The sequence below is a fragment of the Leptospira fainei serovar Hurstbridge str. BUT 6 genome (genome assembly GCF_000306235.2).
Lineage (GTDB): Bacteria > Spirochaetota > Leptospiria > Leptospirales > Leptospiraceae > Leptospira_B > Leptospira_B fainei.
The window spans coordinates 180,944-196,961 of the sequence record NZ_AKWZ02000003.1 but is presented as its reverse complement, the minus strand read 5'-3'; the positions used below and the strand labels follow the sequence as shown (position 1 = coordinate 196,961).

Annotated in this window: 15 protein-coding genes; 4 read left to right on the top strand and 11 right to left on the bottom strand. The window is 44.4% G+C overall.

Annotated elements, in window-relative coordinates; translation table 11 throughout:
- Positions 1–42: 42 nt before the first annotated feature.
- A complete protein-coding gene (locus LEP1GSC058_RS05025; RefSeq protein ID WP_232224623.1) occupies positions 43–2,313 on the bottom strand; it encodes a PAS domain S-box protein in 2,271 nt (756 codons plus the stop codon).
- 219 nt (positions 2,314–2,532) lie between these two features.
- On the opposite strand from LEP1GSC058_RS05025, the gene LEP1GSC058_RS05020 reads away from it, so the two are divergent.
- Entirely contained in the window at positions 2,533–2,955 is a 423-nt protein-coding gene (locus LEP1GSC058_RS05020; RefSeq protein ID WP_039948033.1) for a response regulator, read from the top strand.
- On the opposite strand, the gene LEP1GSC058_RS05015 is transcribed toward LEP1GSC058_RS05020, so the two are convergent.
- From LEP1GSC058_RS05015 to LEP1GSC058_RS05005, 3 genes are all read right to left on the bottom strand, one after another.
- The gene (locus LEP1GSC058_RS05015) at positions 2,931–3,845 is read right to left on the bottom strand and encodes an alpha/beta fold hydrolase (protein WP_016548689.1); all 915 of its coding nucleotides are present in this window, start codon (positions 3,843–3,845) and stop codon (positions 2,931–2,933) included. The genes LEP1GSC058_RS05020 and LEP1GSC058_RS05015 overlap by 25 nt on opposite strands.
- A 22-nt stretch (positions 3,846–3,867) precedes the next feature.
- Complete coding sequence (locus LEP1GSC058_RS05010; protein WP_016548516.1) at positions 3,868–4,341, bottom strand: cyclic nucleotide-binding domain-containing protein; 474 nt, start codon at positions 4,339–4,341, stop codon at positions 3,868–3,870.
- Positions 4,342–4,527: 186 nt separating this feature from the next.
- A complete protein-coding gene (locus tag LEP1GSC058_RS05005) occupies positions 4,528–6,150 on the bottom strand; it encodes a sensor histidine kinase (protein WP_039948032.1) in 1,623 nt (540 codons plus the stop codon).
- A 198-nt stretch (positions 6,151–6,348) separates the two neighbouring features.
- On the opposite strand from LEP1GSC058_RS05005, the gene LEP1GSC058_RS04995 reads away from it, so the two are divergent.
- Genes LEP1GSC058_RS04995 through LEP1GSC058_RS04985 form a run of 3 tightly spaced genes read left to right on the top strand, consistent with a single transcriptional unit; the run spans position 6,349 to position 8,881 of the window.
- Entirely contained in the window at positions 6,349–7,584 is a 1,236-nt protein-coding gene (locus tag LEP1GSC058_RS04995) for a DUF445 domain-containing protein (protein ID WP_016548475.1), read from the top strand.
- A gap of 4 nt (positions 7,585–7,588) precedes the next feature.
- Complete coding sequence (locus LEP1GSC058_RS04990) at positions 7,589–7,888, top strand: hypothetical protein (protein ID WP_016548544.1); 300 nt, start codon at positions 7,589–7,591, stop codon at positions 7,886–7,888.
- A 9-nt stretch (positions 7,889–7,897) separates the two neighbouring features.
- Positions 7,898–8,881, top strand: coding sequence for an alpha/beta fold hydrolase (locus LEP1GSC058_RS04985; RefSeq protein ID WP_016548495.1), 984 nt, complete (start codon positions 7,898–7,900; stop codon positions 8,879–8,881).
- Here LEP1GSC058_RS04985 and pgsW read toward each other — a convergent pair.
- The 7 genes from pgsW to LEP1GSC058_RS04950 form a co-directional block, all read right to left on the bottom strand.
- Positions 8,878–9,996, bottom strand: a complete 1,119-nt coding sequence (pgsW, locus tag LEP1GSC058_RS04980) for a poly-gamma-glutamate system protein (protein ID WP_016548674.1) — start codon at positions 9,994–9,996, stop codon at positions 8,878–8,880. The genes LEP1GSC058_RS04985 and pgsW overlap by 4 nt on opposite strands.
- Positions 9,993–10,472: a poly-gamma-glutamate biosynthesis protein PgsC gene (pgsC, locus tag LEP1GSC058_RS04975; RefSeq protein ID WP_016548558.1), complete on the bottom strand. Its 480-nt coding sequence runs from the start codon at positions 10,470–10,472 to the stop codon at positions 9,993–9,995. The genes pgsW and pgsC overlap by 4 nt, the downstream gene beginning before the upstream one ends.
- Positions 10,472–11,674 carry a poly-gamma-glutamate synthase PgsB gene (gene pgsB, locus LEP1GSC058_RS04970; protein WP_016548659.1) on the bottom strand — a complete coding sequence of 401 codons (1,203 nt, stop codon included), beginning with the start codon at positions 11,672–11,674 and terminating at the stop codon, positions 10,472–10,474. Before pgsB ends, pgsC begins: the two co-directional genes overlap by 1 nt.
- A gap of 44 nt (positions 11,675–11,718) precedes the next feature.
- Positions 11,719–13,329 (bottom strand): SpoIIE family protein phosphatase, encoded by a 1,611-nt coding sequence (locus LEP1GSC058_RS04965; protein ID WP_016548302.1) that lies wholly within the window; start codon positions 13,327–13,329, stop codon positions 11,719–11,721.
- A 38-nt stretch (positions 13,330–13,367) separates the two neighbouring features.
- Positions 13,368–14,891 (bottom strand): PAS domain-containing sensor histidine kinase, encoded by a 1,524-nt coding sequence (locus LEP1GSC058_RS04960; protein ID WP_016548328.1) that lies wholly within the window; start codon positions 14,889–14,891, stop codon positions 13,368–13,370.
- A gap of 143 nt (positions 14,892–15,034) precedes the next feature.
- The gene (locus tag LEP1GSC058_RS04955; protein WP_039948087.1) at positions 15,035–15,400 is read right to left on the bottom strand and encodes an FKBP-type peptidyl-prolyl cis-trans isomerase; all 366 of its coding nucleotides are present in this window, start codon (positions 15,398–15,400) and stop codon (positions 15,035–15,037) included.
- Between the two features lie 47 nt (positions 15,401–15,447).
- Positions 15,448–15,810 (bottom strand): RNA recognition motif domain-containing protein, encoded by a 363-nt coding sequence (locus tag LEP1GSC058_RS04950; RefSeq protein WP_010570024.1) that lies wholly within the window; start codon positions 15,808–15,810, stop codon positions 15,448–15,450.
- Positions 15,811–16,018: the final 208 nt, after the last annotated feature.

The window sequence follows — 16,018 nt, the reverse complement described above, 5'->3', positions numbered from 1 at the left end:
CAAGCTTTCTATAGATACTGAGCGAGCAACCTTTTTCCCGACTTACGTAAGATTGGAGAACCCTATTCGATAATGCACGCCGGTCTCGGACGGGACCAAATTCCAATCCGCCTTCAGTTTCCCGAGCAACATTCCTACCAATTGGAGACCGAGACTTTCCGATTCTTTGATATTGAACCCGGTGGGCAAACCGATTCCGTCATCTCGGACTTCGATAATTAAAGTCCTTTCATTTCGGGTAATTCCTATATTGATATTTCCGGTTCTTTCTCCTGGGAAAGCGTATTTCAGACTATTTGAAACAAGTTCGTTCAGCACCAGAGCTAATGGAATTGCAAAATCTAAATTCAATTTCAACTCGTCCGATTCCACGGTATAATTGACTTTACGACTCGCCCCGAACGATTGAACGAGCGCGACTAAAAGATTATTTAGGTACTCTTGAAAATCAGCATCCGCAATGGATTCGTTTTGGTATAGCTCTTTGTGTATGAGCGCCATTGACTGAATACGTCGTTCGCACTCCTTGATGATCGAAACTAGTTTTGGATCGTCGGTAAATTCTGTCTGAAGACTTAATAGACTAGAAACGACTTGCAGATTATTTTTAACCCTATGATGGATTTCCTTCAGCATCACCTCTTTATCGGTAAGTGAGATCCGCAAAGTTTCTTCGTATTGGTATCGCTCGGTTACGTCCCTGATAACCTGCGCGGCTCCTATCAAATTATGACTGAAATCCCTGATAGAACTATAGTTTATTTCAAGTACGGTATTTTCGTTAACGAGACCCGAAATTCTTCTTTCGACCCGAAAAACCTCTCCTCGCAAAGCTCGGCTCCAATTTTCTATGATCGTGTTTCGTTCCTCAGGATCGGTCAAAAAAATTTCAGGAATACGATCTCCTTCGCTGATTCTCTTTCCGTATAACTTCCAGACCAAAAGCTCGAACGAACTATTACAGGCCATCACCCGCATATCCATGTCGACGGCGCAAATGGAGTCTTTGACTCCTTCGATAATCGCCCGAAGTCTATCGTTCGCTAACATGATTTTTTTGCGTAAATCGTGCAGTTCTTGCTGAGACTTTTTTCTTTCGGAAATATCCCGAAAGATGACCTGCATGAACTTACCGCCCCTTTGTTGGAATGCGCTCCCGGTCACTTCGACTTGAACCTCGCCTCCGTCTTTTGTGAGAAATTTCTCCTCTATCGGAGGCAACGGCATTTCAAATTTAAGAGCGCGTAGCATTCTATCCGAAACTACCTTCTGCGAATCCGGATGAACAAAATCAAAAACCGATCTGCCTTCGATTTCCTCCAAGGAAGAATATCCTAATATTCTTAAGCCGGCTTCATTCAGATAAAGTAATTTTCCTTCGGAATGAAGTCCGATTCCGTCGGGACACACTTCCACCAATTTCCGATATTTTTCTTCGCTCGCTAATAACGCCGTTTCCCAGACTGTTCGTAAAGTTACGTCTTTTAGGAAAATGACTGCTTCTTTTATCGAACCTTCCTTCTTTAGCGGCGCGAACGAAACTTCCAACTCGGAGTTCATTTCAGTAGGGAACAGTCGACTAAAATGCCATTTTCCTTTCTCTCCCGCAAAGGCTTTCTCGAGCTGCGAATTGAATATTTCCCGGTGTTCGGGAGAAAGCAGGGACGAAATATTAATTCCCTTATAGAGGGATATTCCGAATTGATTTTTAACCTCCTGCCTACCGGAGGAGTTCACATATTGAATGATGCCGGCTTGATTTAATTGGATGACCCATTCGTCGGTACTATCCAGTAGAATTTGGATGTAATCCAATTGGTCCCGAAGTATGATTTCGTTCTTCTTTCGTAAGGTGATATCCTGAATGGATCCGTAAATTTGAATCACCCGATGCGTATCGGGATTTAGGACGGGTTTTCCGTGATCGCGAATCCAAAGTACCTCGCCGTTCTCGTTCAAAATTCTGTATTCTTGAACTGAAGGTTTTCCGGTCAGGAGTGTTTTGACTTTCTCCGAAACCAATCCCTTATCTTCGGGATGAACGTTCAATAATCGATCGATAGGAAGTCTATTTTTTTTATTAAACGGCTTCTTCCCGAAGAATCGCCAGAAACTTTCATTCGCCCAACCGACTTGAAATTGATAATCCTCCGATACGTCTAAGCGATAAATAAAATCGTACGTGACCTCCGGCAAAAATGAGCGTACCTCTTCGTAGGATTCTTTTCCAAACAAACGTTTTGTAGACCAATTTCGAAGCCAAGCAAACGTCATTATAATCCTAAGAGCGCGTCGAAGCTTTCGCCCTTCCATTCTGGACAGATTACTAAATCAGCCACTATTTCCTCGATTGATTTTTGTAACGCTTAGCCAATATGCGCAATTTGCGGTATAATATTCCATAGTTTAGACATTACTTAATTTCGGTAAAGAAGTCGGTAACTGCGTCCCATAATAGAAAGAATGTGTTCTATTCCAAACTGAAAATGAGATCTACGGGGAGGCAAAAGCAGGTATTGCACTAAACAAAGTATGAGCCCAACTCAAGAAACGGATACTTCAACGACTACTCGAACGCTTCGGATTCTCATTGCAGAAGACGATCATATCAACCAGGTCATTGCGAAAAGGATGTTTCAGAAATCCGGGTACGAAGTCGAAATCGTAAGTAACGGGCTGGAAGTATTAACCGCAATTCGCCAAAAGAAATACGATATCATTTATCTCGACCTTATTATGCCTGATTTGGGCGGATTCGAAACCGCCCGCAGATTACGCATGGAATTCAAGGAATCACCCGAACCCCCTTGGATCGTCGCCCTAACGGCCATGTCCTTAGCCGATGAATTCGAGGAGTATTTGGAATCGGGAATGGATTCCTTCATTTCGAAGCCGTATAAATTGGAAGATATTCGCGATTCGATAAATGACTATCTCTTAAGAAAATCCAAATAGATATTAGCGACTTCAACCGGCTTTTCCATCATCGGGACATGCCCCACGTTTTTTAAAATCACCTTCTCGGAATGTGCAATCCCCTTTTCCAAAACGCCCGCTCCTGATACGCTGAGAACGCGATCAGTATCCCCCCAAAGGATCAATGTCTTCGATTTTATCGATTTCATATTTTCCTGAAGCGGAAATCCCTTGCGAATATCTTTAAATACGATTTTATTAAACTCGGCGTTTTTAATCGCTCTTTCGGCGAAATACCCTTTTAGAATCGAAGGCACCTTGGGAGGAGTCACGAATAGGAACTTCATTAATTCTTCGAACTCGTCGGCATTGCTGACAATTAGATTATTTTTTCCCTTCTCCATATTTTTAGAGAGCTCGCTTTTTTCCGGACTATCGATCCCGCTAGGAGCGAATAGGCCGAGAGAAAGGATTTTCTCCGGGTATTTGGCGGCAAATACTCCTGATATACATCCTCCCATGGAATTTCCAACGATATGAAATTTATCCCATCCGATAGCTTTCGTAAATTGATCCAATCGTTCGGCTTGTTGAACGATCGAATACCCTTGATCCGGCAGTCTTTCGTTCTCTCCGAAGCCGGGCAAATCCACTGCGATAACGTCGTATTGCTTCGTCAACCCTGCGGCAAACCGAGTCCAACTATCCTTATCCGCACCGAAGCCGTGAACCAATAAAATCTTTTCTTTGCCCTTACCGCCTTCCAAGTAAACCCAATTCCAAGGAGTTTGTTTTAACTCCTTCTTCTCGAGGTTGGATTTCCAACGCTCATATCCGAATCCTAATTGGACAAGCGTTCCCGAGCAGGAAACAAAGGCTAAGCTAAATAGCAAGAATAGAAGAACGATACGAGTCAAAGCGGTTTTCATTGAAGTTTCTCTAGGATAAATTTTAAGAATAACGTTTTTTAAGTTCTCTCGCGTATGCGAGATCGTGGGTGAGTAATCTCATCCTTTTTACAAGGTAAGTCGTAATGCTCTTATAGAATTTTAGCGCTAATTCCTTATCTTCGTCCAAAGTTTTTTGCAAATGTTCAAAAGGAATTTCCAACAATTCGCAGCGTTCCATCGCTTCTACCGTTCCAGCGCGTTTCCCCTGATCTAAAAATGGAAATTCCCCGAAATGATCTCCCGTTGCAATCGTTGTCACATTTACATCGGTTCCTTTTTCGGTTGAAGTCAGAATTTTAAGAGTTCCGTACATAACGACGTAAAAGGCCTTTGCTTCGTTTCCCTCTTGGTAAACCGATTCACCTTGCTCTAAGACCTTGTATTTTGTTTTTTCCGCAAGCTTTGAAAGATCATCTTTGGAGAAACTGGAAAAAAGATAAATGCCTTGCAGAATTTCTTCAATTGAATGTTGCATAGAATTTCCTTATGAAAAACCGAGTCTAGCTCCCGGAAAAAAACCTTCAAGCTACTTTCCTCGTCGACTACCGAGAATTCAGTCATCCGAATTTTATCGCAACGGAGCGTTGATGTTTCGAACCGGATGGAAACGTCGGAAAATACGTCTAAAAGTCTTTTTTCGGGAGCATTAGCGGTAGGAGTTTCATTCAGGGATTCGGAGCGTGAACTCAATCCCGTTGTCGGTTTTAAAGTCCGACTTTGCGCGCAATTGTCTAGTCAAGATATCGATTAATTGCAGACCGATCGAACCCGATTTTTCCGGGAAGCTCCGATCGTAGCAAACTCCGTTATCATCGTACTTTAACACTAATCCGCGTTCATCCGATTCGAGTCGAATCCTGATTTTTCCGGTGCGATCTCCGGGAAATCCATATTTAACGGAATTTGTTAAAAGCTCATTTAGGATCAAACCTAACGGTATCGCCTTTTCAACCGTTACCTTCGAAGGTAGAATCTCCAGATCGAATGCGATTCTCTGCGACGCCTCGTACATCCGAATTAAAGTAAAGGATAAGGAGCTGAAGTAATTATTTAAATCGACGTCCGTAAAATTATCGGATCGGTATAGTTCGGAGTGCACCAGCGCCATAGACTTGACTCGGCTTTCACTTTCCAACAATGCGCTCCTTAATGTCGGATCCTCGTAATTTTCATACTGTAGACCGAGTAGACTTGCAATGACTTGCAGATTGTTTTTCACACGGTGGTGAATTTCTTGGAGCAAGACCTGTTTTTCTCCCAGTGATTTTTCCAACTCCTTCGTGATCCGATTTCGTTCCGTAACGTCTCGAACGATTCCCATGGCTTTGTCCGAATCCAATAAGACGGCATTGATTTCGCAATCAATAAGACTTCCCTGTTTGGATTTGAACTTTCTTTGTAATGTGACCGGCTTGCCTACGATCAAATTAGGCATCTCCTTCAACGTTTCCTGCCAACTCTCCGAATCCAACACCGTCTCTAACGTGAAGGAAAGAAGCTCTTCCTTCGAATAATTCAGCAGCTCTTCAAAACGACGGTTTACTTCCAGTAATTTAGCGTCTCTGTCGGTGATTACGATCGCGTCGGACGCATTCTCGACGATGGATCGATATTTCTTCTCGTTCTCCTCCAGTTTTGTCACCGCCTCTACTCGGTCGGTGACATCATGAAGAATCGAAAAGACCAATACTTTGTCGTTCAATCGGATCGGGCCGGTATACACCTCCATTTCACGGATCTCGCCATTTTTCAATCGATGCTTGAATAAGGAATAGTGGCGGGATTCCAATGCGGCGCTATGCACCGCCTCGTAAACCAACTCCTCGGATAGAATATTAATATCGGTAATCTTCAGATTCAAGAGCTCTTCTCTGGAATACCCGTAGAAAAGACTCGCGGCTTCGTTCGCATAAACGATGGCGCCCGTATCAGGATCCAAGATCCATTTGATGGCTTGGTTCGTTTCGAACACTTGACGAAACGGAAAATCGTTGGAAAACAAATCCTTTAGGAAATTTTCCGCAGCTGCTCCCGAATCGTCCGGAGTAAGCTCCAGCCAATATTGATCCTGTATTCTTTTCCAATTTGCGAGCACATCCGATCCAGTGGAAGAAACTGAAACAAACTCGGGTTTCCAACTTAAAGTGGCCATTCCGGATTGGCCCTGAACGGCTTGAGTGTCGTTTAATAAATCTCCGATCTTTTTTCCTTTCCATCTGTCTTCAGGCAGATTCATCGCAAGAATTGCGCCTTCGGGAGTGTGTAGAATAATCCATTGATTCATGAGAGAAAGAACACGGACAAATCTTGGGGAATTATAGAAAGACAACTTATTCCTAAGAGAAAGGATTTTCGCAGGTAGCCTTTTTTAGAAACGATTTTACTTCGGGGAATTTCCGAAAAAGGACTTGCAGCCGTTTCCCTCGAACGGGACTTTGCAAAAGTGTCCACGATTATAGCGGACGCTACAGGAATTGAAAACATGGACTTAACCTTCTTCAGTCAAAATAAAGAGCTAATCGGTATTATCATGATGCCATTCACCTACGGATTCGTGGGTTGGTTTACCAACGTAGTCGCACTGAAGATGACCTTTTATCCGTTAGAATTCGTCGGAATCCCGCCATATCTAGGGTGGCAAGGAATCGTTCCGAAGAAATCCCAAAAGCTGGCATTAAAATCCGTGAATATTATGACGGAAAGATTGATCAAAGTAGAGGATTTTTTTTCCAAAGTCGATCCCGAACAACTGGAAAAGGAATTTCAACCCGTTCTGGACGGATTGGTTCCTTCTGCGACAAAGGAAATCATACATCATATCAATCCCGATATGCGTAAGCATTTGGAGAACGGACACGAAGAGGAAATCATAAGGGCCGTTCAGGAAAAATGCGCACATACGGTTCGGAATATTATGGTCCAGGTTAAGGAAAACGTCTCCTCCGTTTTTAATTTCCGTTCCCTGGTTCTTCGAAAGCTCACCGGTCCGAATGTAAAAAGGATCGTGGATATCTTTGAAGAAGTAGGTTCGAAAGAATTTACGTTCATCGAAAGATGCGGTTGGTATCTGGGTGGAGCCTTAGGAATCCTTCAGGCCGTTCTTTGGGAATTCTTCCCCGTTTGGTGGACTCTCCCGATCCAAGGGGTTATTGTAGGATATATTACGAACTGGGTTGCATTGACCATGATTTTTCGGCCTTTGTACGAGAAACGATTCGGTCCGATTAAATACCGAGGTCTATTCCTAGCTCGGCAGGAAGAAGTATCTCGAAAGTATTCGAACGTGTTCGCAACGCAGGTATTGACTGCGAGAAACGTTCTGGAGGAAATTCTCTACAAGCGGGCTGCAAGAACTTTAGTAGAAACTATCCAAGAGGAAACGGTAACCGCAGCAAACAATTTGCATTTAAACGGAAATTTGGATTCGGAGAACGGTAAAGGAGAAGACTCCGATTTTGAAACCACGAAGAAAGAAGTGATCCGTAACGTGAGTGATACTCTCGCGAATAGTTCCAGCAAATTGGAAAGTTATATGGGACGGGCTATGAGTATCGAGAATAATATGTTCAAGAGAATGAAAGATCTCCCTCCTGAAGAGTTCGAACCTATTCTCCGCTCGGCATTCCAGGAAGACGAATACGTATTGATTCTGATCGGTTCCGTGTTAGGCGCAATCGTAGGTCTTTTCCAGGGGCTTTATATGCTTTTCGTAGCTTAATCATATGAAAGAAATTCGAGTCAAAGAACACGACCCTGAAACTTTTCTCAGAAAACTGAGGAAAGCAGTCTCTGCGGGAGAGTTACGCGCTCTAACTAGCTTCGATCTGGAAGGCGACGATTTTTGTATCCGCTTTTCGGGATTGGGGGAATCTCGGATTTGGTACAAGTTAGAAAGAACGCACGACGGTTTTTCCGCGATTAAACGTAAAGAAAAGATCGCTTTACTTCATCAGGCCTTTCGAGGAGAGATGGAAAAGAATCTAGGAAATATTCTACGTCGACTTGGTGCGGATATTTCATAATTATTACAAATGTCACAGTCACATAGGGAACCCAAGTTCGCCCTACTTCCTTCCGGAATCCGTTTAGCTTATGATAAGTTTCCGGGAAAACATAAGATTCCTCTCTTCTGTATTCACGGTCTTACCGGTAATTTACGAAATTTTGAACCGATCGCGCACACCCTTTCCAAGAAAGGAATTACTGTCATCACTTACGATTTGCGCGGAAGAGGTCATTCGGATAAACCCGAAGGAGAATATTCGGCAAGGATACACGCCCGGGACTTGAAAGATCTTGCCCAGGTATTGGGATACAAACGCATTGCAGTATTGTCCCACTCGTTGGGTTGCTGGGTCGCATTACGACTGGCGGAGCTCTCGCCTCAGCTCTTGGAAAAGGTCATATTAGTCGACGGAGGCGGCGCATTATCGCCGCGACGAAAGTTTTCTAATCTTTTAATGATCCGTTCCTCTTTGGCCCGCCTCGGCAGGGTGGTTCCTAGCAAAGAAATATATCTTGCCGAAGCGAAAAAATCGCCTATTCTCTCGGCTTGGAACGAGGATATTCGAAATTTCCTGCAATACGAACTCGAACCGATCGGAACGCTTTCCAAATATCTTGGTCCAAGAGAGGAATCGGGACCGTTCGGTCCCGTGCAATGTTCTCTTCCTCCTAGAGTGGCGGAATCCGAACTGCAAAGTATGGGCGGTTCCATACACCCGATCGGGATTTTTCGTAGATTTTTGAAAAACCCGATTTCAAGCCTCAGAATATTAAAAGAAAATAATATACTCCCCTATTCGGCGTTGACTTGTCCGGTATTGGTTGTTCGGGCCGGAAAGCCGAATTTCAAACCCGGAGACGAATTGCTTCCGGACAGCGCAGTTGAAAAAATGAGGAGAGAAATGCGGGATTTTAGGTTACTGGAAGTTCCGGATAAAAATCATTACGAAGTAGTTCTGCTCGAGGATAAATTAAGGGACAAAGAAATTTACGATTTCTTAATCCGTTAAAACGGCAATCCTGAATCGATGTCGGCGATGATTCTTCCCTTTGTCTGAAACAGAAAATACGTTAGGGCAAGTATCGCCGCGAGAACGATCCCCGCAAACCACCGATTGTATTCCTCTTTGGAGAAAATCTCTCCTTCTCCTACTACAGGCCTGGTTTTGGGACGCAACGGAAATCCGTATTTTTTGGCAAGTTCTTCGATCTCGGTCAAATGAATGACAGGCACATCCTCTATTAGGAATCGAGTCATTACCGAATCGATTTTAGCAGCGCCCGGAGGGAGCGTTTTGTTGAGCCCCGGCTTAAAACTCAGCTTACCTGCTTTCGTTCCAACCGAGATCGTTCCGCCGCCTACGTTGATATAAGCCTGAAACGACTCTCCCTTTGCCCCGTTCTTAAATCGACGCATTCTCTCGTCAAGACTAGTGGTAAAAGAATCTCCGCTTAGGAGGGGGAGAGAATTACGCCTAACCGATTCGTCCAATAGACGTTTACCTTCAGGCGAAATTCCCAGGGCTCGATCTTCCAGCCCTCCGTAGCTCAACGCTATAGAGCGATATGGAAAGACTTTTTCCTTGAACAATTCCTGTTCCATATCCGGCCAAAGAAATTCCGGATCGTTTGCTCCCCATTGCGAGGAGGACAAGCTGGAAATCGAAACAAGCTTTAAATTCAAGGACTTTGCAGCGGCATAGACGCAAACATTCAGCGCGGGAAAGGAGCCGGATAGACCGACCGCAACCGTTCCTCCGTCTTCTACGCCAGCCTTTTTTAAGAGATCCACCAGCAATCCCGCAAAATTCGGATTCACCGAAGTTTGTTTAGCGGTAATGATTCCAGTATTACTCGTAACGGGCGTCAAAAAAGATCCGATCAAACCCGAACGAGCCGGATCGAATTCAGGATCTAGAATTCTCCCCTTTTCGATTCTCATATTGCGAATCAGAGTAAACGCTTCATCCGCCGTTCTAGACGCCTCCATTTTCTGTGCGTAGTACGGTTGTCTTTGCTGGATCTTAAATGTTTCCACTAAAAATAATCCGAAGACCGAGATTCCTGCGATTAATAGATAAGTTTTCAATGAAGCGGAAGTGGGTCGCCAATAGATTTTCTTCACGGTTGAAATTCTCCACCCAGAATTAAAATCAGTATCAATCGTACGATTACCGCACCGGTCAGAAGTACGGAGATAGTTTCCCAGACTCCTTGCCGATCCATCCAAAGTGCGATTAGTCCCGGGATAATATGCCCTACCACCTTTGCTTCATCGGTAAAATGCAAGGGAGTAATCGAAACTCCGGCAAAATGATTACGGCGAAGAAACTCCTGGAACAATGCGCCTAAAACAAACCCCGTAAGAAGCAAAAACGCGGTTTTACGTTTTCCATAAAGAATCGTAACTCCGGAAACGAGTTTACCGATCCCGAACGTTAATGCGCCTAATCCGATCGTTATGAGAATATCCAAAGGATGATGCAATTGTAGAGCGATATAACCCGGGACTACTAATCCGCCTGCAGCAATTCCGAAGAACTCGGCGAACGCGAGGCTGACAAACAAGCCGATCCCGATTGCTAATGTTAATAAATCCATTATCTCAATCCTATCGGTTCGCTGCGGTTTTTAAAAGTCCGAACCAAAGAAAGTCCCAACCCTCCGATATTTCCGATACCTACGAATAATGTCGTTTTGCTACCCAGCGCTAAGGCCATTTCAAAAATTTCGATATCGGACATGTCTTCCGCAAAATGCAATTTTGAAGCGGGAACTCCTGTATCAAGAGCGCCCTTTGCAAAAATATGAGTCCCTGTTCCGACAATGAGATAAGCTTCGGGTGAATTTTCCCGCCATGAGCCGACTTCGTTTCCGAGCTGCAAAGATCGATCCGGACGATCGGGCCTGCAATTCACGATTGCAATCTTACTTTGAACTTCCGGAAAAGCGGAACTTGCCATCCTCCAGACTCGCCTGGTAGAAGCGGGATCATTTGCGGCAAAACCGTTTACAAAATAGATCGACCTGCCGAAAAAATCCATCCTGTAAGCGGCCGTTGCGCCTAGATCGGGAATCGCTTTCTGCATACCATTAAGCGCTATTTGTCGGTCTACTCCTATGGAATCGCATACTCGGAGAGCTAAATTCACGTTTTCCCGATGCTCGTAATAGGAGAATCCGCGCAAGTCCTCCTCCGTAACCGATTCGATTTCATTTGGAACGGAGGTGATTAATTCTGTATCCCGATCCAAGCATATATTTTCTATTATGGGCAAAAATTCCCCTTCCGACGTGAATAGTTTCTGATTGGGCGGAATGGTTGCGCCTAACGCGAGAGCAACGTCTTCCTTTTCGGGTCCCATGATTTCCAAATGGTCCTCTCCGATATTCGTGATAACCGTATGTGTTGCCCGAACGAGCTTATTCTCCGAGACCCATTGATTCTGCGGAAGTAACGCCATACATTCCAAAACGACGGCCTCGGCGGATTGTTCAGCCGCAAGTTTCAGTATCTTAAGCTGTTCTAGTATATTAGCTCTGCCGACGCGATATACCGACTTCTCGCTGCCGTCCGGAAATACGACTTTCGGGAGTGTTCCTGTCGTTTTTGCTACGGTTCTGATGCCCGCCTCCCTCAATCCGGCGGCGATCAATCGAGTCACCGAACTTTTTCCTCTCGTTCCGTTAACATGAATGCGAATCGGAATTTTTTTTAGAATTTGTCTATGGCTGCGGTATTCCCAACAACCGTAAAAGAATAAAACTGATAGAAGGAAGGATAGCACGAAGATTTCAATCACGGCGAGGGATAACCTTCCACAGGCGTCGAGTCAAACAAGTCATTTTATGAAAGAGTAATGGAAATCAAAGTTATATCGTCCTGAGGATCCTTATTTCCAAGATGAGCTTTCATGTCTTTTATGAGTCGATCGTGCAATGATTTTCCTTCCAAACCGGAAGTCTTGTAAATAAGTTCGATCCGTTCTTCTCCGAATGGATTCTGATGGGAATCAAACTCTTCGAAAATTCCGTCGGTAATCATCAGGATAGAATCGCCCGGCTGATACGTACGATCTTCCTCCGTAAAAACCATATCGGTATTGAGACCGACGAGAGATCCTGTACGTTCCAGCAACTCGATTTTATCCTTGGATTTCCAAAACAACGCAGGGTGCCCCGCCGAGGCGAATTTAAATTCATTTTTCTGGGTATCGATATCCAAGATAAAGCAGGAAAAATACATTTGTAGACTTTTGAAATTTCTACAGTAATCGAAGTTGATCCCGGCAAGTAATTCCTTTGGAGAATTCGCTGTATATTTGATCGGTTCATACACGCCTTTAATGGTCATAGTCACAAGCGCCGCCTGTACTCCATGCCCTGTAGCGTCCGCTAGAAGAATTCTTAGTACGCCTGGCCGGACTTCGAATACGTCATACCAATCGCCTCCCACGTCCATGACCGGTAAATAGGTCACAAACGTAGAAGCTCCTACAATCGATGCGTCAATCGGAGGAAGAAGGCTATTTTGAACCCGCTTCGCAAGATTTAATTCCTCCTTCATCGCCGTATAAAATCGAGAGAGTTCTTTTGATCTAGCCCGAACCTGAGCCTCGAGGTTATGAAGAAGATGATTGCGCTCCCTATCGACCTGTCTTAATTCTTCTACCGTGCTTCGGAGTTTGCGTCCGGTTCGAATTCTTTCGGTAATATTTCGCACGATTATGGTAAAACCTTCTCCCGAGGAAGTTTTCATCCGAGAAATCGCCGCTTCCAAGAGAGGCTCGCTGCCGTCCTTCCGCCTGCCTCTGAAAGGACCGAAAACTCCTTTTTCGGGAATCTCGGCTAATCTCTTCAATACAGGCCCACCCCATTTTTTATGTCTTTCCGGCAGCAGAAATTTGATGTGTCGGTTCATCACTTCCCAACTGCTGTAGGAGAATAATTCCTCCGCTGCAGGATTCATAAGGACGATTTCCATTGCAGCGTTAAGCGAAAGGATCGGTTCCAACGAAGTACGAACGAGCTCGGAAAGCCTTTCCTCCGATTCTCTCAATTTGACTTCGCCTGATTTTCTAGATGTGACGTCCCTAAAATAAACTGCAAGGTCTTCGATGGACGGGAAGATCCGAACCTCGTACCAAGTCCCATCGGTGGCATCCAATAATTCCAAATCCTTCGGTAATCCGGATCTCTTACAGTCGATAATCGTAGGAAATAATAATGTGTCGGAAAACTGGGGTAAAATTTCGGCGATTCGCTTACCGACTAGATTTTCTCGGATTACATCCAAGAGTCGTTCAGCTTCGAAATTCGCGTAGATTATCCTGAGTTCCTGATCCAAGGAGAGAAACGCATCGGTAATCCGCTCAAGAATACGAATTACGTCCTTTCTGGACGCGGAACGAAACGCCGCTTTAGCAGTCGTCGGATCTTTACTGGGTTCGGAAGACATAGGCGCGACACTTACGTTCTTTCCTTAATTAGGGTTGGTCAAGAAATCTTTTCGGCCACCGGTAGGATTACATGAAAGCACGCGAATTCCCCTTCTTCCGTTTCGAACTCGATTTCTCCTCCTAAGTCTTTGACTATGTCGTAACTAATTGAAAGACCGAGTCCGGTTCCGACCGATGTCGGTTTAGTCGTAAAGAAAGGATCGAATATTCTCGTTAAATTTTCCTTCTTGATTCCCGTTCCGGCATCTTCCACAGTAATCTTCAGGAAACGGGCCCCGTCTTTCAAAATAAGAACTTGCGAAAAGCGAAGTTTTTTACGCGGATCCGCGGACGGGTATTTTTCATTGAGAGAATCTCTAGCATTGGTAATTAAATTCAAGAAGACTTGCTTTAACCTTTGAGGCTCGGCGAATACGTAAGGTATTTCATTCCGAACATCAATGAGACTGGAAAGGTTTTCAACCGCGATTCCGTCTTTTAGTATAAAAGGTAAAAGAAGCTGAACCGAGAAATACAGCGAATCCCCCGCCTTGACGTGAAGTTTTTCGCCCTCTTCTTTATGCACAAATCCTAATAGACTTTTTACGATTCCCGAAATTCTTTCGCTCTCTCGGATGATGACATCCAGATTTTTTCGCAACGGTTCGTTCATTCGTAACTGATCTCTTACGATTTCGGCGTAGTTTAATATACCCGTTAACGGGTTATTAATTTCGTGAGCAACGCCTGCCGCGAGCGTTCCGAGTGCTTCCAATTTTTGTCTATGTCTTTCCGATTCCATTCTTTTAAGACGATCGGAGTCCGACTCCTTTTGTTCGGTCGTATCCGTGATGAGGAGAACGATTGCTTGAACTTCACCAAGCTTAGTAACCGGTGAAATTCTAACGAAGTAATGTCGTCTTTTCCCCGTAAGATCACTCCAAAGTTCCCATGAATTCGGCTTACGGGATTTGACGGCGTGGCTCATTAAAGTTTTGAACCGTCGACTTTCTACAGGAATCAATAGATCATACACGCTTTTCCCGATAAAGGTCTCCACTGCGGATCCCGTAATGGTTTTACTGAGAAATAGGATGTTTCCGGTTAAATCCAGAACCGCAATCGAATCCATACCTTCGACAAGAATCGATTTCCATCGACAATCGGCATCCGGATGATCGTAGGCCCTGAGTAGTCCCTCATCGTCAAGTTCCTGAAGTTGAACAAGAATTTTCCCATTTCCGTCGATATCTCTCAAATCGTTGGCACGAGCGTAAACGCTGACATATCCGTCGAGGGTCTTTAGTCTAGTCCGAATTTTTGAAGAATTACTTTTTTGTTTCTTAGGAAGGCTTAAAAACAACTCCATTAAGCTTTCGCGATCGTCCGGATGAGCGAATTCCGCCCAATGAAAACGATTTTCAACTTCCTTTTTTTTGTAACCCGATAGAAGTTCGAACTGATGATTTACGAGTCGGATCAATCCTGTTTTATCGATTAATAAGGACGCGATCGGTAAATCGTCAAATAGATCGGAGGGTTGTTTATAAGGAGATTCTAATAAATCAAAATTTTCTTTCACTCTACCCGATCCCTGTTCGAGGAAACTTTCCCCTATTACATTCGAAGATCGTTATGAAAGAAATATTACAAAATCGATAAAAATTAAGGAAGCGCTGCCGGCGGATTCATGTGACCATCATCCGCCGGTTTGACACAAAGATGTCAGTAGACCTTCAGAAGTTCTACTTCAAAGATTAAAGTTGAATTGGGCGGAATATCCGCACCGGCGCCTTTACTTCCGTATCCGAGCTCGGGGGGAATGGTAAGTTTTCTTACTCCGCCTTCCTTCATTCCTTGAACTCCCTTGTCCCAACCTCTTATCACTTGTCCGGATCCGAGGTCGAAGCTAAAGGGTTTTCCCCGGTCTTTGGAGCTGTCGAACTTCTTTCCAGTCGTAAGCCAGCCGGTATAATGAACGGTTACGTTGGATCCGTTGAAAGCTTCCTTACCGGTACCTTTCTTAATATCCTTGATAACCAAACCGGGAGCTTGGGCAAAGAGTAAGCCTGCTCCGGCAAGGCAGACCATGAACGTGATGAGTAAGATCGTTTTTTGTGAGTTGATTCCTTTTTTTATCATTTTCCTCTACCTCCTGTCCGTCGAATACCGGATCCGGAAAATCCACCTTTAGTTTGGCTGCCTAGAACTTTAGTTCCACCGGCCCCACCTTTTACCGAATTCTTTTTATCGAACTCTTTCTTCCATTCTTCGGAATCCACAACGGCCAGGGCTTTTCCGGCAATTTCCTTTTTATTCAAAGCTTCCAAAGCCTTCTTAGCGGCTTCGTCCTCTAATTCCAAAGAGCCGTAACCTAAAGAACGTCCTGTCAGTTTGTCCTTTTTAATCAGGACATGCTGAACTTCCCCGTACTGGGAAAAAAGTTTCTTTAAGTCTTCTTCAGACCATTCCTGGGGAAGGTTTCCCACGGAAATTTTCATACCGCCTCCTTATTCATTTTTTACGACGAATTAATCCGCTCCCGACTCCCGATGTCGTCGTTGAAACGGCTTTAGTAAATCCATTCTCCAGAATCGGAAGGAATCCGAAACTCGAATTCGATATCCCTTCCTTGAAAAAAGAGACATCCGATCATTTACCGATCGTTCCCCCGAGTGATTTCCAAAGCCGCTTAAAATAAGATCAGGA